Annotated in this window: 16 protein-coding genes; 9 read left to right on the top strand and 7 right to left on the bottom strand. The window is 43.9% G+C overall.

Features of this window, described 5'->3' with window-relative positions; translation table 11 throughout:
* Window positions 1-143 precede the first annotated feature (143 nt).
* Entirely contained in the window at window positions 144-1,064 is a 921-nt protein-coding gene (locus OO774_RS08680) for a siroheme synthase (RefSeq protein WP_264901597.1), read from the top strand.
* A gap of 67 nt (window positions 1,065-1,131) precedes the next feature.
* Here OO774_RS08680 and OO774_RS08675 read toward each other — a convergent pair whose 3' ends face one another.
* Together OO774_RS08675 and OO774_RS08670 are read right to left on the bottom strand one after the other, a co-directional pair.
* A complete protein-coding gene (locus OO774_RS08675) occupies window positions 1,132-1,614 on the bottom strand; it encodes a YajQ family cyclic di-GMP-binding protein (protein WP_264901596.1) in 483 nt (160 codons plus the stop codon).
* A gap of 28 nt (window positions 1,615-1,642) precedes the next feature.
* On the bottom strand, window positions 1,643-2,695 hold the full coding sequence (locus OO774_RS08670) for a 3-deoxy-7-phosphoheptulonate synthase (RefSeq protein WP_264901594.1): 1,053 nt from the start codon (window positions 2,693-2,695) through the stop codon (window positions 1,643-1,645).
* Window positions 2,696-3,126: 431 nt separating this feature from the next.
* On the opposite strand from OO774_RS08670, the gene OO774_RS08665 reads away from it, so the two are divergent.
* The gene (locus OO774_RS08665) at window positions 3,127-3,624 is read left to right on the top strand and encodes a DUF4442 domain-containing protein (protein WP_264901593.1); all 498 of its coding nucleotides are present in this window, start codon (window positions 3,127-3,129) and stop codon (window positions 3,622-3,624) included.
* 16 nt (window positions 3,625-3,640) lie between these two features.
* Here OO774_RS08665 and OO774_RS08660 read toward each other — a convergent pair whose 3' ends face one another.
* Window positions 3,641-4,993 (bottom strand): hypothetical protein, encoded by a 1,353-nt coding sequence (locus OO774_RS08660; protein ID WP_264901592.1) that lies wholly within the window; start codon window positions 4,991-4,993, stop codon window positions 3,641-3,643.
* Between the two features lie 184 nt (window positions 4,994-5,177).
* On the opposite strand from OO774_RS08660, the gene OO774_RS08655 reads away from it, so the two are divergent.
* Window positions 5,178-6,011 (top strand): S1-like domain-containing RNA-binding protein, encoded by an 834-nt coding sequence (locus OO774_RS08655; protein ID WP_264901590.1) that lies wholly within the window; start codon window positions 5,178-5,180, stop codon window positions 6,009-6,011.
* A 324-nt stretch (window positions 6,012-6,335) separates the two neighbouring features.
* Here the strand turns inward: OO774_RS08655 and rsmF are convergent, their stop codons facing one another.
* The 4 genes from rsmF to OO774_RS08635 form a co-directional block, all read right to left on the bottom strand.
* Window positions 6,336-7,772, bottom strand: coding sequence for a 16S rRNA (cytosine(1407)-C(5))-methyltransferase RsmF (gene rsmF / locus OO774_RS08650; RefSeq protein ID WP_264901589.1), 1,437 nt, complete (start codon window positions 7,770-7,772; stop codon window positions 6,336-6,338).
* Window positions 7,773-7,895: 123 nt separating this feature from the next.
* On the bottom strand, window positions 7,896-10,544 hold the full coding sequence (locus OO774_RS08645) for an MlaD family protein (RefSeq protein WP_264901587.1): 2,649 nt from the start codon (window positions 10,542-10,544) through the stop codon (window positions 7,896-7,898).
* Window positions 10,537-11,784, bottom strand: a complete 1,248-nt coding sequence (locus OO774_RS08640) for a paraquat-inducible protein A (protein ID WP_264901585.1) — start codon at window positions 11,782-11,784, stop codon at window positions 10,537-10,539. Before OO774_RS08640 ends, OO774_RS08645 begins: the two co-directional genes overlap by 8 nt.
* A 27-nt stretch (window positions 11,785-11,811) precedes the next feature.
* Window positions 11,812-13,608 (bottom strand): ABC transporter ATP-binding protein, encoded by a 1,797-nt coding sequence (locus OO774_RS08635; protein WP_264901583.1) that lies wholly within the window; start codon window positions 13,606-13,608, stop codon window positions 11,812-11,814.
* A 92-nt stretch (window positions 13,609-13,700) separates the two neighbouring features.
* On the opposite strand from OO774_RS08635, the gene OO774_RS08630 reads away from it, so the two are divergent.
* The 6 genes from OO774_RS08630 (at window position 13,701) to OO774_RS08605 (ending at window position 21,115) form a co-directional block, all read left to right on the top strand.
* Window positions 13,701-14,174 carry a GAF domain-containing protein gene (locus OO774_RS08630; RefSeq protein ID WP_264901581.1) on the top strand — a complete coding sequence of 158 codons (474 nt, stop codon included), beginning with the start codon at window positions 13,701-13,703 and terminating at the stop codon, window positions 14,172-14,174.
* Between the two features lie 98 nt (window positions 14,175-14,272).
* The gene (gene proQ, locus OO774_RS08625) at window positions 14,273-14,899 is read left to right on the top strand and encodes an RNA chaperone ProQ (protein WP_014231893.1); all 627 of its coding nucleotides are present in this window, start codon (window positions 14,273-14,275) and stop codon (window positions 14,897-14,899) included.
* 17 nt (window positions 14,900-14,916) lie between these two features.
* Window positions 14,917-16,923: a carboxy terminal-processing peptidase gene (prc, locus tag OO774_RS08620; RefSeq protein ID WP_264901578.1), complete on the top strand. Its 2,007-nt coding sequence runs from the start codon at window positions 14,917-14,919 to the stop codon at window positions 16,921-16,923.
* A gap of 195 nt (window positions 16,924-17,118) precedes the next feature.
* The gene (locus OO774_RS08615) at window positions 17,119-17,784 is read left to right on the top strand and encodes a hypothetical protein (RefSeq protein WP_264901577.1); all 666 of its coding nucleotides are present in this window, start codon (window positions 17,119-17,121) and stop codon (window positions 17,782-17,784) included.
* A 229-nt stretch (window positions 17,785-18,013) separates the two neighbouring features.
* The gene (gene pepN, locus OO774_RS08610) at window positions 18,014-20,620 is read left to right on the top strand and encodes an aminopeptidase N (RefSeq protein ID WP_264901575.1); all 2,607 of its coding nucleotides are present in this window, start codon (window positions 18,014-18,016) and stop codon (window positions 20,618-20,620) included.
* A 276-nt stretch (window positions 20,621-20,896) separates the two neighbouring features.
* The gene (locus OO774_RS08605; RefSeq protein WP_264901573.1) at window positions 20,897-21,115 is read left to right on the top strand and encodes a DUF2835 domain-containing protein; all 219 of its coding nucleotides are present in this window, start codon (window positions 20,897-20,899) and stop codon (window positions 21,113-21,115) included.
* Window positions 21,116-21,236: the final 121 nt, after the last annotated feature.

Raw genomic sequence — 21,236 nt, 5'->3', positions numbered from 1 at the left:
ATCAAAACTGTCATTAGCGGACCTCGGCTAAGTTCAGTTAAAATTCGAACAAAAATTATTTGTGTCAGCGAAACAAGGTGATGACCATGCCCCATTTTTGGTAGCATGGTTTTAATAGTTAATTAGTATAATCAAAGGTTGAGATGCGATATTTTCCTCTGTTCTTAGATTTAATCAACAAACCAGTTCTCGTTGTTGGCGGCGGGGAAGTCGCGAGCCGCAAGGTCGAAGCTTTACTGAAGGCGGGAGCTGATATCACGGTCGTCTCTCCCACCTTGGTTGACTATCTGGCCAAGCTTGCAAAGGATCACCAACTAAGATGGATTCAGCGCTTTTATTCAAGTGACATTGTCACAAAAGGCTTTGTTCAGGTGTGGGCGACCACAGATAATCCAGACTTGAATCATCAGGTTTATAAAGATGCGAAAGGGCTTGGGATCCTAGTGAATGTGGTTGATGATAAGCCATACTGCGATTTCATCACGCCTTCAATGATCAATCGTGGCCGTATCCAGATAGCCATTTCGAGTGGTGGTGCATCTCCAGTATTGATTCGTAATATTCGTGAGAAGCTAGAAATGATTCTTCCACAGAATATGGGCTTAATGGCAGACTTTGCGAATTCCAAACGCAATTCCATCAAAGAAGCGTTACCAAGTGTCGATTTACGCCGTAAGTTCTGGGAGCAGTTCTTTTCGAATCCTGACGTTGAAAATGCGAGTGATAACCGAGATTTAGAAACTATTTACCAAGCAACTATGGCTGATCCACTCGAAGAAAAGGGCAGTTGCACTTGGATTCATGTTGGTAAAGACGTTGAAATGTTGCCAATCAAAGCGGTTCGTTACATGCAGCAAGCGGAATTGGCGTTGTACTCGACAAAATGTGAGTCAGACGCAATGGAGTTAGTGAGAAGAGACGCCGAGAGAGATTCATTTACAAACGCAGCTCAGTTGTCAGACATGCTTGCCAAGGCTAAACAAGACAACTTACGCGTCTGTGTATTTATTCCACAAGGCACGAGTGAATTTATGTTGCTACAGGGACAAGATCTCGTGATCTAATCCCCTTTAGCACAAACAAAAACGCCGACGAGTGATCGTTGGCGTTTTTCGTTTATTGCACTAATGATTAATCGCGGAAGTTATTGAACTGGAAAGGCAATCCTAGTTCGGCTTCACGAATGGTAGCCATTGTCGCCTGTAGGTCATCACGCTTTTTACCCGTGACACGTACTTTATCGCCTTGGATTGAAGCTTGTACTTTCAGCTTCGCGTCTTTAATTAGCTTGACTACCTTTTTAGCCGTCGGCGTATCAATACCCTGGCGGAACAAGATGTTCTGATGCCAGTTTCTGCCAGTTGCCTCAGGTTTTTGAGAGTCCATTGCATTAGCATCGATATTACGCTTTGCTAAGTGACCTCGTAAAATGTCACGCATTTGTTTAAGCTGAAATTCACCTTCAGCGGACACTTTTACATTTTCTTCTACTAGCTCAAAGCTCGCATTTACATTGCGGAAATCGAAACGAGTAGACAATTCACGGTTAGCGTTATCAACGGCGTTACGTAGTTCAACCGTATCGATTTCTGAAACAATATCAAACGATGGCATGAAGATTCCTTGATTATCTTGTTATTAATTACTTAGTGGATTTTACAGCATCTGCCAGCATATCTAGCATCGTCACTGTATCTTCCCAACTCAGGCAAGGGTCAGTGATTGATTGACCGTATGTCAGGTTGTTGATGTCAGTCATTGGCTGATTACCTTCAACGATGAAGCTCTCTGCCATTATGCCTGCAACGTGTGTACTGCCTGCCTTGATTTGTTGGCAGATGTCTTTTGCGACATCAAGCTGCTTTCGATGTTGCTTTTGGCAGTTAGCATGACTGAAATCGACAATTAAGCGTTGCGGTAGATCGAACTCTGCTAGCGCGTCACAAGCTTTCTTGACTGAAGCTTGGTCAAAGTTTGGACCTTTTTCGCCGCCACGTAAAATAATATGACCGAATGGATTACCACTTGTGCGATAAACCGTCATACGACCGTGCTTATCTGGAGAGTAGAAGTAGTGTGATGCTTTCGATGCACGAATTGCATCAATCGCTATTTTCACGTTACCGTTGGTACCATTTTTAAAGCCAACCGGACACGAGAGTGCAGATGCCATTTCTCGGTGAATTTGAGATTCAGTAGTACGTGCACCAATGGCGCCCCAAGTAATCAAATCCGCAATGTATTGACCGGTAATCATATCAAGAAACTCAGTAGCTGTGGCAAGACCAAGCTTGTTGATATCCAGTAGCAATTTACGTGCTTTATGAAGGCCAGCTTCTAGCGCATAAGACCCGTCTAGGTTTGGATCGGTTATTAAGCCTTTCCAACCCACTACTGTACGCGGTTTTTCAAAGTAAGTACGCATGACGATAAATAGCTCGTCTTTGTACTTGTCCTGGATGGCGCTAAGGCGCGTTGCGTAGTCAATCGCGGCTTCTGTATCATGGACAGAGCAAGGACCCACGATAGTAAGAAGGCGTTTATCTTCACCCGTCAAGATTTTTTCGATCTGACGGCGAGATTGAGCAATTCGATCTGCAACGTCATCCGTGATCGGATACTCACTACCTAGCTCCGCTGGGGTAGGCATTGGACCCAAAGGCTGGGTTCTCAATTCATCTGTTTTTATAGGCATCTTATAGCTTTATTCTCTGTTGCGAAGGGATAAAGATAACGGAATTAATGGCAGGAATAAACTGTTTCACAGTATTCTTCGCCTCTAAATCCCAAATAGCCTGAAAGCTCTATATTGTTATTACTTTTTTATAACAACCTAAGGGCATACTTTACACATATTCTAGTGCGCGATAGTTACGCCATTGACTAGGGTTAGGCAGTGAGCAAAGTGAGAAAGCCGCAATAGTACGCTGCGCCTTGCCAGCCATAACTTATGTCAACAAATAACCTATGTCAGAAAATAAACGATAGTCTGATTGGGTGACGTTGTCACCTTTAATGTGTTTATGACGAATAATTTAATAGGCAGATCAAGTTTCATTAACAATTCTTTGACATTAAAACGAGCGTTTGATTAACTGGCTGAGTTAGGTTGGTAAGGAGACCAAAATGTTATCTGCAGTACGTCGTGCAAACCTTTACTTGAAAGTCTTCGGTTTCACTAAAGTTCCATTAATCTGGCTTTGTCGTCCAAAAATCATTGATATCGACGATAAGCATGTTGAAGTAAAAATTCCTCTGCGCAAAAGAACCAAAAACCACCTTAACAGCATGTATTTCGGTGCGTTGGCGGTTGGTGCTGATGTCGCGGGGGCCTTTTTAGCCATGAGTAAAGCAAAAGAGAAAGGAGAGCCGATTTCATTGGCTTTTAAAGGCGTTAAGGCTGAGTTTTTAAAACGACCAGAAGCCGATGTACATTTTGTATGTGATGATGGTCCTTTAATCGACGAGATGCTGGATTACACCCTCGAGACAGGTGAGCGTGTGAATCGTGATGTGAAAATCACAGCATTATGTCCGTCTCTCCATGGCGATGAGCCAATGGCAGAGTTTTATCTGACGCTTTCGCTTAAAAAAGCAACACAACAATCAAAGAAGGCTGCTTAATCGCTAACTATTTCCGTTAGCTCAGCTCGATTTTTTCAATCGACACTATCTTCGACCGGTTCAATACCACTTTCCAGCGGTAGTACACGGGGTCATCAGTGTGGTTGTCTTCTTTGACGATCACATTGATGAGGTGACGTTTCTCAACGGACTCTTTGGTAACTTGCCCTTCATTCAGGCGGTACACGCGGTTTGAGCCTTTATCCATCAATCGAATAATGGGTCTCAAGCTAATATTCATGGTTTGTCGCGTTTGCTCATAGCCACTTAAAAACATCGATGTCGCCATTTCCGTCTTTTCCTGATAGTGAAGAATTTTCTCTTCTCTCTGAACGACACGTTTTTTACGGATCTGTTGAATCTTGTCCGGCAGGCTAGAGAGCGTTCTGTAGTCAAGCCACTCTAACTTTTTACCAACCACTTTCTTGGTGGTAGGATCTATATACTTCTTACGCCATTTGGGCTTGCCTTTGCGTATCCAGCGCCACATGGCATCGCGAAGATCATCTTTAAAAATCTCGCGTAAGGCATAAATGAAAGACATTGCAATTATAAAGGATGCAGAAATTTCTCCTAAGTAGTCTCGAGCTAGGATCACGGTCGATGTCACGACAACCATCACTAACCCTGTCGCAATGCCTTTTATCGCCCGTTTAACGTTTTTCCCCATTGAGATTGTCTGTTCACGTAAGACGACAGGGTGCTCAATAAGACGCCTCAAAAGACGCATTTTATTGGAGAGTCGCGTCACGTCGTCGACGACTTTTGTCGAGTTATATTGATTTAATTTACGGTGCGCTTGCTCTTTTTCACATAGAGTGACCAGTCGTTTCTTGATCGTGCTGTAATCGCCTTCTCTTGGTAAGTGGGCAACGAGCGACAAGAACTTTTGCTCTGTGTACCACGACAAATAGTTGTCGATGTTAACGTAGTAACGTTTTAGGTTCTCTTCAAAAGGGATACCACGACGAAGCCGTTTTAGAATCGCAATCGCCAATTCGATGACTTCATCAACTTCATCTTCTGTGACGGAGTTACTTTCTAGCTTATTCAAACTGGCAACGGCTTTGTCCAACGCGATGACGTATTGATAAGCGAACAAACTCAAACTGACACGGTACTGTTGATTCGAGAGGCGGCCGCGCTTGGCCAGTCGGCTGTGAACCAAAGGCAGCAGAATCTCCTTACTGTAATAGGAACGCTGCTGTGTGATAGAGGTATAATAGAATTCTGATTCACTGATGATGTCGGCATTGAGGCCTAACTCACCAGGGACAAAGAAGTAAATATCAAGGTCGACACTTTTACTTTTTGCTAGCTCATGGCTGATTTTTAATGTGATTGAGTCTTGTTTATCAACGGTGACCAAAAAAAGCTCCTGACTTTGCTAAAGCATCCTTACCCCGAAAATTGTGCGGTTCATATAAGTACCAGATTGCTAAGAGAATGATTGGGGTAGACAATAACAGCATAACAGAGCGATATGCTTTTCTCTCTGATTTTCTTGTTAGTTTAGGTATAATTCCGCGTAAATTTAAAAAGAGACAAAATCAATGATTAAAATTGGTCAAATTAACAGCCTGGAAGTCATTAAAAAGGCGGATTTTGGCGTATTTCTGGATGGTGATGATTACGGTTCTGTTTTGCTGCCAAGCAAACATGTCCCGGAAGGCACAGAAATTGGCGATAAGATCGACGTATTTTTGTACTTTGATTCAGAAAGCCAACTGGCTGCGACCATTGAAACACCAATCGCTCAAGTGGGTGAGTGGGGCCTGATGAAGATCGAAGGCGTCAATAAGACCGGTGCTTTTGTCAATTGGGGTATCAAAGAAAAAGATTTGCTCATTCCATTTAGTGAACAGCGCACGCGTTTTTCTGCTGGTCAAACGATCTTAGTTTACGTGTACACCGATAAAGCATCGGGTCGAATTGTTGGTACGACGAAATTCAATAAATGGTTGGATAAAACACCAGCCAACTATGAAGTAAACGAGCAAGTCGATTTAATCATTGCTGAGCGCAGTCAGCTTGGCTTTAAAGCGATCGTAAACGGTAAACATTGGGGTATGATTTTTCCTTCAGATGTTTTCGGCAAATTGTATATTGGCAAAAAATTGAAAGGATTTATTAAGCAAATTCGTGAAGATGGCAAGATTGATCTGGCGTTACAAAAAGTGGGTGTCGCTAAGATGGACGACCTTTCAAGCAAGATCATCGCTTTGCTAGAGAAGAAGGGTGGTTTTCTTCCACTTAATGATAAATCTTCTCCAGAAGCAATTTTTGAAGCATTTCGCACCAGTAAAGGTACTTATAAAAAGACTATTGGTGGTCTGTATAAGCAAGGCAAAATCGTGATCGAAAAAGACGGTATCCGCCTGGCATAGTGCTCCGCTTCGTACTTTAGCCAAACGCAGAGTGAAATAACGGACAAAAAAAATCGGCCCAAATGCTTCCTTTTTTTGGGCCTAGGGGAAATGGCTCCGAGGAGCCTACGCTAAAACCTTATTAATTGCGTGTTTTTTGAGCGTTCATTTCTGAAGTTCGATATAAGATGCAGTAATAATGCTCTGAGTTAATATATTTAGTTTAGTACAGGCCTCTCGGAACGCTAGAGCGCTGGGCTGCTTTAATACTCACATCAAAAAAGCCATCGAATTTACGATGGCTTTTCTTTTATTTAACGTAGAGTTATCGCGATGGCGAAAACATTAAAATAAGTTCTTGTCTCGTACTAATTCTCTGGGTAAGCCATTTTTTATACGATTACTGACCCATTTACCTAAACCGATGATGGCGTCCTGATACTTAACAAACACTTCGCCTTTTCCGGTTGTTACGCCTTCAGGAATATTTTGCGGACGAATGTCACGGCCCATATACCACTCTCGGGCTTCATCGATGGTAAGTTCGATAGCATTGGTTTCTTTACCTGTGGCCAGAGCGGTCGCAACCTGATGCTGCCAACGGTAACCATTTTTGTGTGTTTCAGCTAATTTTATCCCCATCCGAGAAAAACGCAGCTCACCAATCATTGGCTCTAGTGCATTCGGGAATAACCAAACGTCTTTATCACGTAACCAAACCGTACCCTCATCGGGAAGCTCAATGCCTAATACTTTATGAAGCTGATGAGCAATCTCGGTAGACTCTTTCTTTGATGCTTTGGTAAATGGGAATTTACCCATGCGCTTTTTGACCTTTGGCGCTTCCACTGAAGCGTGCTTACGAATGCGGGCGACGAAGAAGCCTTCACAGTCGTAAACCTGAGGGAAAATGTGCAAAAAGCCTTCTTCGGTTAGAGCAGAGTTGGTATCTTCAAATAAGTTTTCCAAACTCTCAAACTCCACCGCATCATCAAAGGTATTTTTTAGATGATGGCAAACTTGCTGGTTTTCTTCCGTGCTTAGCGTACAGGTTGAATAAACCAGGACACCGCCGGGTTTTAAAGCGTGAAAGGCACTTTCAATCAAATCCTTCTGTGTATCCGCAATGTCTAAAACCGATTCTTGGGTCCAGTTTTTCATCGCATCTTCGTCTTTACGAAGGGTGCCTTCTCCGGAACAAGGCGCATCAAGCAAAACCGCATCGAACTGTTCTGGTAACCAGCCTCCAAACACTCGTCCATCAAAGTTACTGAGCGCGGTGTTACGCACACCACAACGTTCAATGTTTGCATGCAGTACTTTCACACGGCTTGCAGCGTACTCATTCGCAACTAATACGCCTTCATTGTTCATTAGCGCTGCGATTTGTGTCGTCTTTGACCCCGGCGCGGCGGCGGTATCAAGGACCGCATGGTATGCCTCATCATTCATGAAAAGTGCAGACACAGGCATCATCGAGCTTGCTTCCTGAATGTAGAATAATCCAGACATGTGTTCTGCAGTGTTACCTAGCGGTACTCCAGACTCATCGGCATCAATCCAGAAACCAGTCTCACACCATGGAACTGGTGAAAGTTTCCAGCCTTTTTCTTCTGCTCGCTGGATAAATGATTCGACGCTGATCTTCAGTGTGTTGACGCGAATGCTTTTACGTAATGGCTTTTGACAGGCAGAGACAAAGTCTTCCATGTTGAGGCCGTCAGGCAGGATGGTTTGGATTTTTTCCAGAAATTCGTCTGGGATGTATACATTAGGATGCAATGTGAAGTCTCGCTTGCAGAATTTTCCGCAAATAATATACGAAAGCGAAGCAGAAACGAATAGCCACCAGACATGGGGATGAAAAAAGAGCAGCGAGTGCTGCTCTTTTTGATTACTTTGTAGTTATGGCTTGGGTATCGCTGTGCGCCATTGCAGCCAACTCTCTTCTGCCTGAGGGTAGAGGAAGAAGGTTTGGCCATTTTTTGCAGCCGGTGGAGTTTGCGATTGTTCCGGGGTCGAGAAGGCGATACCGCCACGCACAATACTATCAATGGTGCCTGCTTTAATGTTGGCACCAGTAAGGCCTATCGATACGTCAACACCAGATACATTCCAGAACACGCTGTTCTGGCGCACAAGATAGGCATATTCCGGTTTGAGTTTGATTGTGGTGACAATGCGATCGGCGAACTCTCCTAAGCGAACATCAGTTACCTGCCCAACCTCCATTTGACGGTAAAGGATAGGGGTTCCTGCTTGTACCGAACCGCGTTGCTCACTTTGCAGCGTGAACATCACACCATCGACTTGATCAAACTGCTTCTCTAATTTGAAACTAAAAGCACCGCTACCTTTGCCAGGTTGTACACTGATGGATTTTGCAACCAAAGCGCCGAGATTTTTCACTCCGCCAAGGCCAATCTCTGGCTCTGTTAGCCAAAAACGAGAGCCTTCCACGGCAATATCAGTCACGTACTCGGGCAAAATGCGCGCTGTGACTTCCACCAAATTGCGCCTGAAATTTGGTACGACAAGTGTCACTTCACCCACCGTCACGCCTTGATAGGTAATCGGCATGCCTTTTACGACTTCTTGACTACCATCCGTTGTCAGTGATATCACACGGCCGAACTTACGCGCTGTTTTTTGGTCCACATAGAGCTTCCAGCGTTCACCTATTTTGTTTTCAACCCCAGGAACAGAATCAAAGGCAATGCCCCCTTGGATGATCGATTTTAAAGGGTGAGCTTTAACACTCACGCCTGCTAGCGAAGCATCAATTTCAATGCCTGAACGGTTCCAGAATACCGTCTGCGAAGTTAAAAGGTGTGCGAAACGGTTTTCTATACTCACCTGAATAACTACGCCACCATCTACCAAATGGAAATCAGCCACGTTACCGACCGGAAGGTTACGGTATAGCAGAGGACTGCCTTTCGAGACCGAAGGTAATTCAGGCGCAAATAGGGTAAGAATTTGAGATCCGCGGCGGTTGTTTTGCGCCAGTTCTGCTAATGATTCACTTTGGAACAGTTGATACTCTTTCTGAATGCCAGTTTCGCCTTCACTGACAAAGCTGATTGAACCAGTAAGCAACTGTTTGGCCGGTGGCACGGTGACGCTGAGCCCGGACTCAGTTAGCTCTGCAGAAGCACTGCCTGTGACGTAGAATCGGTTGTTTGATTTGAGCAAGTGTTTGTACTCGTGGTCAATCAATACATCCATGTACACTTCATGCTGTACCTTTTGGCCTTCCTCAACCAGCCCCACCTTAATGATTGAACCAACCACAATACCTTTGTAGAGCACATTTGCGCCACTGTCCAAGCCAAAGGAATTATCAGAAATCAGCCTAATCGCTATCGATTTTTCTTGTTGTTGATTGAATACATTTTTACGGATAGCGGTGAACTGACGAGAGCGTTCCCCTTCACCCGGAACAATGGTCAGATAGTTACCACGGATCAGGTTAGAGATATTTTCGACGCCTGAAAGCGAAACCTTGGCTTCTTCCAATACAAAGCGAGTTCCCGTTGTCAGCATGTCACTGAAAGCGGGTTGAATAGCCGCAGAGGCGATGATGACTTCACGGCCTTCAGAAAGGTTTAAGTCGGTCACCTGACCAATTTCGAGCCCGCGATACATGATAGGGGCACCTTCAGCACTCACTTTGTTGTCATCAGGTAATGCAATTTTAACCGCGATACCTCGTCCCGCTGTCTTCAAATCTTTGTATAAACGGAATTGAGTATTTTCACCTACAGGTTCACCGTCATCAGGAGAGTCTACCGCGATAGCACCTCCTATGAGGGCGCTCATACTTTCTAAACGAACGTCGACCCCGCCAAAGCCAATATTTGCTCCTATGCCACTCACGTTCCAGAAACGGCTACGATCATTAATGATGTGGCGATATTGATCTTGTATGTTGGCGCGAATAGTAATGGATTTGGCATCCTCATCTAATTGGTAGCTGTATACCGCGCCAATAGGAATTTTCTTATAAACGATTTGGGACCCAATCGAGACACCACCTAAATCCCGACTTGTCAGTTTTATATTCAAACCTTGTGTTACGCGCAGATCGGTCGGGACGGTGTCGAGTGCATGAAAAACGGTTTCAAACTCGTCGCTCTCACCCGGCTGAATCGAAATGTAGTTACCCGAAACAAGCGCGTCCAGACCGGAGATGCCACTGAGGCTTGCGGTTGGTTTTACCAGCCAAAATCGTGTGTTCTCGTTGAGTAGTTTACTTGCTTCAGGGTAGATATCTGCGTCAACGTAAATGCTACCAAGATCTTCAGTTAAGTTAATGTCGCGAACCATACCCACTTCTAACCCTTGATAGCGTATGGTGGTCCGCCCTGCGACTAACCCCGCCGCATCGGAAAAGTAGATTTGAATGCGCTGACCAGCGTCGTGGATCGATTTCACCACCAGCCAGCCAGCTAATACCATCGTCAAAATCGGCAGCAGCCACAGAGGAGATATGCCTTTACTCCTCTTGATGTCTGGCACGTATGACGTTTGAGAACTGTTCTGATCACTCATTCATTGACTCTTTTTGTGATTGTTTTTGGGGCTGGTCCCAGATTAGCCTTGGGTCGATACTGTCAGCTGCTAGCATAGTAAATACCACGACTAAACCGAAGGCGACAGCGCCAAGCCCTGGTGTGAAGTCGAGTAGTTGACCACGGTCAATCAAGGTCATCATGATAGAAATAACAAACAAGTCCATCACAGACCACTTACCTATCCATTTAACAGCAAAGTAGACCATCATTCGCTGGCGCTTAAACACCGAACGTTTGAATCTGATGCACAGCATGATATAGGCGAGGCTGAGGATTTTGACCACAGGCACCACAATACTGGCGACAAAAATAATAGCCGCAATCCCATACATGCCGCTGTTGACCAAAGATGCGACGCCAGAAAAAATAGTGTCTTCCAGGCGTTGACCGTTAGTGATTAAAATTGATATTGGGATAAGGTTTGCCGGGAAAATGGCAATCGTTGCAGCAACCAGATAAGCCCAAGTTTTCTGAATAGAGTGGGGCTTGCGATGATAAAGCTCATGACCGCAACGTTGGCAGTGTTTATTTTCTGGTTGAGACAAGTGACACTCATGGCAGTGGATGTCTTTGTGTCCAAAGGTGTAAGTTGTTTCTGGTTGCCATACTTCCCAATAGCGCCGCACGCTGATTCGGGAAACGAGTAGAACCGTGAATATTTGCAGTAAAGCGAGACCAATTAAACCAGGGCCAACAAAAATATCTGAGTAGTCCTGCAGTTTGAAACAAGAAACAGCAATACTGACCAGAAACACATCCAGCATTACCCAATGTTTGAGATGCTGAATAAGCCAAAGAGAAACACGCAGTCCTTTAAACCACCGAACTTGAATGGAAAGGTGCGCCGTAACAACAGACACACAGACCGTCAGTGGTGCTAAAGAGCTACAAAACATGATCAGAAGAGATAGAAGCACGAAGCCTTCTTCCATCAAGGTTATCATTCCTGACGGTAAGGTTGCCGGAATCATAACACCAAATAGTCTGATACTGATGAAATTGAAAAAGTGAGACGGAATAAATAAAAGAATGCACGTTACGGCAATGGCTAAGTTCCCCGATAAACTGTGCTGTCCACTGCGATACAATTGCGTGCCACAACGAGGACAGTAGGCATGTCGACCTTTGGGTAACTCAACAATATCGACCGGAAGTTCACAACCCTGACACAGTCGCACTTTATTGGGTGTCATTGCGTGTTTAGACGGAGAGGTCATTACAACGACCTCTCTAAACAGAATGCTTTAAGCGTGGGACTGAATGCCACCATATAAGGTTTGATATAAGCCTTCCTGCTCAACTAATTCTCCATGGGTCCCGGTTTGTGTGACTTTTCCATCTTCAAGCACATAGATCAAATCCGCTTGTTTCACAGCAGACAGACGATGCGCAACAATTAATGTTGTCCGGCCTCGCAAAAACTCAGTTAACGCCTTGTGCAGAGCAGCTTCAGTCGCTGTATCTAATGCAGACGTTGCTTCATCCAGAATAACAAATTGAGGGTTACTCAATACCATTCTGGCTATCGCGAGACGCTGACGTTGACCACCCGACAATCGAATACCATTACGGCCAACTTGCGTGTCTAACCCGTGGCTTAACTGAGAAATCACATCTTGTAGCTGAGCGACATCTAACGCACGCCACAACGACATTTCATCAAAGTTACCACCGAGAGTCAGATTATGCCTTAAGGTATCGTTAAATAATATAGGTTGCTGTAATACAACAGCAATCTTATCGCGGATAACTTCAAAACCGATATCTTCTGTTAATTCATCATTGAAACGGATGCCACCTGAATTTTGACGATAAACACCGATCAACAGTTGAATTAAGGTAGATTTACCGCCACCACTTGCACCAACTAAAGCGACTTTTTTACCTGCAGGGATGTGTAGAGAGAGGTTGTCCAGTACCTGGTTTTCATTATTGTAAGAGAAATTAACGTTTTCTATTTTGACGTCTACTTCTCGGTCATCTGCGAAAGGGTTCACTTTTGATGGTGGTCGATGTTCTTCTTCCAGCATAAGCAGATCGTTAATGCGTTTTAACGCGGCTTTGGCACTGTACCAGGAGAACTGGATACCAAGTAGCTCCTGAACAGGAGACAACATAAACCAAAGGTAACCAAACACGGCGAAGATCTGACCAATAGTCAGGTCGCTGAATAGCACCATCAGCATAGCAACAGCTCGGAATAGCTCAAAACCGACCAAGAACAGTAAGAAAGAGACTCGTCCAGCCGCTTCAGATTGCCAGGCATACTTATCCGCGTCGACACGAACTTGATCGGCACTATTTTTCAGTTGTTGGAGAAATTCTCGTTCTTTATTGGCGGCTCTAAGCTGATAAATACCATCTAACGTTTCGACCAGACGCGTTTGGAATAACTCAAAAGAGTGGTTCTCTTTGCGTTTTAGGTGCTTAACCATGCTACCAAGTTTTCGAGAAAAATAGATAACGACAGGGTTAACCAGCAAGATAAATAAGCCCAATCGCCAGTCCAGCCAAAGAAGAACGATTGCAGTCCCGATTACGGTCAGTAAACTAACGACAAATTTCGCCAGAGTAGAGCCAATGAACTGGTCAATGGTTTCAATATCAGTGATCAAGTGAGCGTTGATACCGCCACTGCCTTTCGTCTCGTATTGACGAATACTGATTCGGCCTAGCTTGTCGATCATCTTGCTGCGCATTTCGAAGGTAATTGTCTTTGATACCAGCGTGAATTGACGACTTTGAACGATGTTGAGCGCCTGGCTGGCGGCGCGCATGAGCACGACCAAAAAAAGCGTAAAGAAAATATAGCCGATAGGTGTGTGCCACGCTTCCGGAAGCACGGTATTCATAGCAGCTAGGCCAGAGGCCGGTTGATCCAATAAGACTTCATCCACCATTAAAGGCATAAGAAGAGGAATTGGAACACTAATCAAGGTTGCTAAAACAGCAATTAAGTTCGCTAAAATTAGCTTGGACTTGTGCTTTTTTACTTGTGTTATCAACCAAGAACGGCTAATAGTGTCATCTTTCTGAATCATCGTTATTGAGAATACGTCCTATTATAAAGTAGGTCAGCATTTTAGCGCTATCCCTTAAGAATGGAAGTGTTATTAATAATTAGGAAGTTAATATGAACATAGAACAGTATCAAAGACTAACCAAGCAAGCAGCTGCACTTATTGAGTCAGAGCCAGACTTTATTGCCAACTTGGCAAACCTGAGCTCGCTTCTATTCATGGAACTAGAAGACCTCAACTGGGCAGGCTTTTACCTGACTAAAGGCGACGAACTGGTTTTGGGTCCGTTCCAGGGGAAGCCAGCTTGTGTTCGCATCCCAATGGGGCGAGGTGTCTGTGGTACCGCAGCAAAAACTAACACTACCCAAAGAGTATACGACGTTCACGCGTTTGAAGGCCATATTGCTTGTGATGCGGCAAGTAATTCTGAAATTGTGATTCCGTTTACTATTAATGGAAAAGTCGCCGGAGTGTTAGATATTGATAGCCCAAGTATTGGTCGATTCAATGAAACAGATGAAGCAGGGCTTACTCATTTTATGTCTGAAGTAGAAAAGCTGCTTAATTCACACGCGAACAACGCATAATTTCGTCCACGAGTGTGGTTTTTCGTTGGCATCTCACTATAATACGAGAATATTTTTTCTTAATGCTCTGCGGAAATCCGCTCAAACCAGGAACCCTCATGACTGAAAAGTTAAAAAACAGCAAAGAAGTTATCGCATATATTGCTGAATGTTTCCCTAAGTGCTTTACTTTAGAAGGTGAAGCAAAACCTCTGAAAATTGGTATTTTTCAAGATCTTGCGGAACGTCTAAATGAAGACGAAAAAGTAAGCAAAACTCAGCTTCGTGCAGCGTTAAGACAGTACACATCTTCATGGCGTTACCTACATGGTGTAAAACCAGGTGCGGTACGTGTTGATCTGGATGGCAACCCATGTGGTGAGCTAGAAGAAGAACACGTAGAACACGCTAAAGCAACACTTGCAGAAAGCAAAGCGAAAGTTCAAGCTCGTCGTAAAGAACAAGCACAGAAAGCTCGTGAAGAGGGTAAGGCGAAAGCAAAACCAGCGGCTAAAAAGCCTCAACAGCCTCGTCGTACTAATAAACCGAAAGCACAAAAACCAACTCAGCCTGTAGAAACACGCGCGCTCAATGCTGACGAAATCACAGTAGGCAATGCAGTTAACGTGAACATGGGTAAAGGAAACATGGCAGCGACCATTGTTGAAATCAATAAGGATGATGTACGTGTTCAACTTGCTAACGGCCTACAAATGGTTGTGAAAGCGGAGCACTTGCGCGCATAAGGGAGATACTCCTACGCATGAATTGCCGTTCAAAAGTGACCCTGATCGCTGCTAGCTTATTGCTAGCAGCATCAGCTCAGGCTCTAGAAGCCAAACTACACAAAGATGACTTGCCGGTGCTTACTCCTGAAGTTCAGCACGAAACGGCCAGCAAACGAGTCACCTCTCGATTCACCCGCTCACATTACAAGCATTTCAGTCTCGACGATGATTTCTCTAAAGCGATTTTTGAACGCTACATAGAGTTGCTTGATTACAATAGAAATATTTTCACTCAAGCAGATATAGACGCCTTCAAAAATTGGTCTGTTGAACTGGATGATCAGCTCAAAGCTGGCAACAATCAGATCGCATTCGATGTTTATAATCTGTCTATGCAAAAACGTTTTGAACGTTTTGCTTACGCGTTGACCTTGCTAGACAAAGAAATCAAATTTGATAACGACGACGAGCTCGAACTTGATCGTTCAGAAGCAGCATGGCCAAAAAATGAGTCGGAAATTAATGAGTTATGGCGAAAACGTGTTAAGTATGACGCGCTCAATCTGAAATTGACTGGCAAAGAGTGGCCAGAAATCAAAGAAGTTTTAGAGAAGCGTTATAACAATGCGATGAAGCGAATTACTCAAACCAATAACGAAGACGCATTTCAGCTCTATATGAATGCCTTCTCACGACAAGTTGATCCGCATACCAGCTACCTTTCTCCTCGTAACGCGGAACAGTTCCAGTCAGAAATGAACCTATCTTTGGAAGGTATCGGTGCTGTTCTCCAAATGACGGATGATTACACGGTTATTCGTTCGCTCGTTGTTGGTGGGCCAGCTTCAAAAAGTAAGCAGCTTGGTGAAGGTGATAGAATAATAGGTGTGGGTCAAGATGGCGAAGAAATTGTCGACATTATTGGCTGGCGTTTAGACGATGTGGTGCAGTTAATCAAAGGCCCGAAAGGAACCAAGGTTAACCTCCAGATCTTACCAGAGGGTGCTGGAGCAAAAAGTCACATTGTCACCATTGTTCGTGACAAAGTTCGTTTGGAAGACCGAGCTGTTAAGTCAGAAGTCATCGAGAAAGACGGCAAGAAAATTGGCGTTTTGGAAGTGCCGAGCTTTTATGTCGGGTTGTCAAAAGATACTGACAAACTGTTGGCAGAGTTTAAAACTAAGAATGTTGACGGTGTGATCGTCGACTTACGTAACAACGGTGGCGGTGCTTTAACAGAAGCCACGGCACTAACGGGACTATTCATCAAAGAAGGTCCGGTTGTCCAGGTTCGTGATAGTTACGGTCGAATTAAAGTCAATGCGGATACCGATGGACAAATCAGTTACGATGGCCCGTTAACGGTTTTAATCAACCGTTACAGTGCATCCGCTTCCGAGATCTTTGCAGCAGCGTTGCAAGATTATAATCGTGCGATCATTCTTGGTGAGAACTCCTTTGGTAAGGGCACTGTTCAGCAGCACCGCTCGTTGAACCATATTTACGATCTTTTTGATAAAGAACTAGGATATGTTCAATACACCATCCAGAAGTTCTACCGCATTGATGGTGGTAGTACCCAGAATCGTGGGGTAGCGCCGGATATCGCTTATCCAACGCCAATTGAAGCGTCCGAAACTGGTGAAAGTGTTGAAGAGAACGCATTACCATGGGATAGCATCGATAAGGCAAATTACACAATGTACCCGAGTAAGGATACATTAGTAGATAGTTTGGCTAAGTTGCACAACAAGCGTATCGCAGATGAAATGGAATTCCGCTTCATCAAAGAAGATATAGAGAAGTATCGTCAGGAAAAAGACAATAACTTCCTGTCGCTTAATGAAAAAGTGCGTAAAGATGAACAAGACTCGGAAGACAAGCTTCGCCTGAAACGCATTAATGAACGCCAGGCATCATTGGGTAAAAAGGCATTTAAATCATTAGAGGATGTGCCTAAAGACTACGAAGCTCCTGATGTTTATCTCGATGAATCTGTCTCAATTATGATTGATATGTTAAAAGCAACCAATCAGTCATAACGACTAAAAATTCAATACAATAAGAGCGAGTCCTTGTGACTCGCTCTTTTTTTATGTCTTTTTATCGCTAATTTCAAGCCATATTGAGATAAATATTCGCTTTTTTTGTACCAACAATTTACGTGATGAAGTTCAAATATTTCGCGAAACAGGTGACTAAAGCCTAAGCTAAAAGAAAACGATAAGGATGCCGGTATGAAATGGTTCTTTATTTTACTTAGTTTTTTTTGTTTTAGTGTGTTTAGCGCAGACAACACTCGTGAAGAAGAATTAAGTCACTTTGACACCCCGTTCTTGATCGGGGATTGGTACTTGCTGAATCAGAACCCAGGAGATTCGGCAGAAAATTTTCGTGCCATCAAATTGTCTTTGGGCTCTGACTATATGTTTTCCATCGATATACAGAAAAAGGACTATTCCGTTGATCACTGGGAGGGATTGTACAATGTCAACGAAGAAACGATTGTGCTTGGCCTGAATACGGACGAGCCTCAAATATATGCGTACCAGAATAACCACAACACGCTTGACCTCAATGGCGTCACCTTCACCAAAGGACTCTCAAATGCACTTGCTGGAATTTGGTCTAGCTCTCATGTGTCTGGTGATGGCCTTGCCGCGAGTAATATCAACCACATGGATTTAATACTTCAGCCTGACTTCGTATTTTTGTTCCGCGTTTCTAATGAGGCAGGCAAAGAGTCAATAAAACAAGGCGTATTTTATACTGAAGATGAGTATCTCGTTCTTTTGTATGAAAATGGCGAGCACGGAACAACATATAAGCTCAACAAAAACGAATTGACGATAGAAGATTCAAATGGTGATATGTACGCGGTTTTAAATAGGGTGACACAATAATAATCATCGATAAATGTTAACCGTGTAGTAACCCTCGTGAATACAAGTTATGTTGTACATATGTTAACCAGAAAGTAGAGCTAGTACACTATTAGCTCTATTTTTTAGCGTAAAGGCTTGTGTTTTGATACCACAAGCACTACTAATAGCTTATATAGTGATACCACTTCGACATTTTAGTCCTCAAAGAAGTGGTTTTTTATTCTTCGACAGACAAGGATTTATGGACATGTCCCAAGCTCCCCAAGCTAAATATCGCAAAGATTATCAAGCGCCATCTCATACCATTACCGACATTGATCTCACGTTTGATCTATTTGATAACGACACGATCGTTACCGCGGTATCAACAGTCATTCAAAAAGGTAAGCTCACAACGTTAGAGTTAGATGGTGAGGGGTTGGAGCTTCGCTCTGTCAAAGTGAATGGCGAAGACTGGGCTCATCATGAAGTGAAAGAAGCATCTCTGGTTCTTTCTGATCTACCAGCTGAATTTGAACTTGAGATCATTACTAAGATTGATCCTGAAGCGAATACGGCACTTGAAGGTTTATACAAATCTGGTGGTGCTTTCTGTACTCAGTGTGAAGCCGAAGGTTTCCGTCGTATCACGTACTACCTGGATCGTCCAGACGTATTGGCAAAATACACGACGAAAGTGATTGCCGATAAAGGGACATACCCTTACTTGCTCAGCAACGGTAACCGTATTGCACAAGGCAAAGCGGAAAACGGTCGTCATTGGGTTCAATGGCAAGACCCGCATCCAAAACCAGCGTACTTGTTTGCACTGGTCGCTGGTGATTTTGATGTGCTACGCGATAAGTACACCACAATGTCTGGTCGCAATGTCGAGTTAGAGATCTTTGTTGATAAAGGAAACCTTGACCGTGCTCCGCATGCAATGACGTCACTGATCAATTCCATGAAGTGGGACGAAGAACGCTTTGGCCTTGAGTATGATCTTGATATCTACATGATCGTGGCCGTTGATTTCTTCAATATGGGCGCGATGGAAAACAAAGGTCTGAACGTCTTTAACTCGAAGTTCGTTCTAGCCAATGACCAAACGGCGACAGACCGCGATTATCTGGGTATTGAAGCTGTGATTGGTCACGAGTACTTCCATAACTGGACCGGTAACCGCGTGACTTGTCGCGATTGGTTCCAGCTCAGTCTCAAAGAAGGCTTAACGGTTTTCCGTGATCAAGAATTTTCGTCTGATCTTGGCTCTCGTGCGGTTAACCGTATCGATAATGTTCGTATTATTCGTGGTCCTCAGTTTGCTGAAGATTCAAGCCCAATGTCACACCCAATTCGTCCAGATAAAGTTATCGAGATGAATAACTTTTACACGCTCACTGTTTATGAGAAAGGCAGTGAAGTCATTCGCATGTATCACACATTGCTAGGCGAGGAAGGTTTCCAAAAAGGCATGAAGCTTTACTTTGAGCGTCATGATGGCACAGCCGCAACATGTGAAGATTTTGTATCGGCGATGGAAGACGCAACAGGCGTCGACCTACAACAATTCCGCCTATGGTACAGCCAGTCGGGTACGCCAACATTGCGGGTGAACAGCGAGTACAACGCAGAAGCAAAAACTTATGCCTTAACTGTTGAGCAGTTTACTGAGGCAACACCTGATCAAGCGGAAAAACAAGCGCTGCATATTCCATTTGATATTGAACTGTACGACGACAAAGGTCAGGTAATTCCATTAATTATCAATGGAGAACCTGTTCACAATGTTTTGGACATCAAACAAGACAAACAAACTTTCGTGTTTGAAAATGTCGCTGTTAAACCAGTGCCATCATTACTACGCGAGTTCTCCGCACCAGTAAAACTGGAATACGATTACAGCGACGAAGAACTCATCTTCCTGATGAAACATGCGACGAACGATTTTGCTCGCTGGGATGCAAGCCAAATGTTGCTGGCGAAATACATCCGTCAAAATGTGACTAACGTTCAAGAAGGTGAGGAAGTAAAACTTTCTCAAGAGCTGCTTGACGCGTTCCGTGGCGTGCTGCTTGATGCGAACCTTGAGCCGGCATTCATCGCGCACGTGCTGTCTCTACCTTCGATTAATGAAATCACTGGTTGGTATCAACAGATTGATATCGATGCGGTTGATACCGTATTGAATAGTATGACACTGTCACTTTCTAAAGAGTTAGAAGATGAGCTGAGTGCGACTTACCATACGTTAAAGCAAACAGAGTACTCAATCGATCACGATGCTATTGGTAAACGTGCGTTACGTAATCAGTGTCTTCAGTTCCTGGCGCATACTGAGAAGGGCAACCAACTTGTTCTGGCGCAGTATGAATCTGCAAACAACATGACAGATTCGATTGCTGCGATGACGGCCGCGAATACTGCACAGCTTGAATGCCGTGAAGCACTCATGGCGGATTATAGCGACAAGTGGAAACACGATGGTCTGGTTATGGACAAGTGGTTTGTACTGCAAGGTTGCAATCCAGCTGAAGATGCGCTTGAGAAAGTGAAAGCAACCATGTCACACGAAGCATTCAGTTTGAAAAACCCGAACCGTATTCGTAGCTTGATCGGTTCGTTCTTGAGTGCAAACCCGGTGCATTTTCACCATAAGTCAGGTTCAGGTTATCTGTTTGCGGGTGAGATTCTGCGTCAGTTGAATGACACCAACCCGCAAGTGGCATCTCGTCTGATTGATCCGTTACTTAAGTTCCGTAAATACGATGAAAGTCGCCAAGCGTTGATTCGTGCAGAACTTGAAAAGCTTAAAGCGATGGATAATCTTGCCAAAGACTTGTTTGAAAAAGTCACTAAGGCGCTAGACGAATAGTCGACAAACGAATAGGGTGGTCTCAACGGCCGCCCTTTTTCGTGAATGCCATTTGTTTAACAGCGAACGCCATGTCCAAGTTTCCCGTCATCCTGAACAGCGACGAAGGAGCGTGATTCAGGATCTACTTTCCCAGTGCACTGATGTGGTGATTTGCTGTTGTGAACTGAAGCTCGCTGATACTAGATTCCTGATGTCGCCGTGGCTCCTCGGAATGACGTAGATATATTGTTAAGCGATTGACACTTGTCCTTGTTCTATGACATTTTATTTTCCATGAAGCATTATTATTTTTCTCTCAACATTCCATATCAAACATTTGTTTCCCATTACTCTGGTGTTTCAAACGCTATCCAGGTTGTGACACATCACGGTTTAAGACTTCAGTTACCTGCAGCTAAATTTCGACCATTTCTTAGCCAACTCGGGGTTAGAGGGCAGTTTAGACTAACAACTGACCAAAATAATAAGTTTATCAAGTTGGAAACTCTGTGAAGAAAGGTATTTCTAGATGTTTAAATAGGAATCTTAGTCACAGAATCAGACATTTCACCTCATATCACTGCTAATAGTTGTTAAACATTTGTAATTATCCTTTTACAATGGATCGTATGCA

The sequence above is a fragment of the Vibrio sp. STUT-A11 genome (assembly GCF_026000435.1).
Classification (GTDB): Bacteria; Pseudomonadota; Gammaproteobacteria; order Enterobacterales; family Vibrionaceae; genus Vibrio.
Note: the sequence above shows the minus strand (reverse complement) of the source record. Positions and strands in the feature narration are given on the sequence as shown.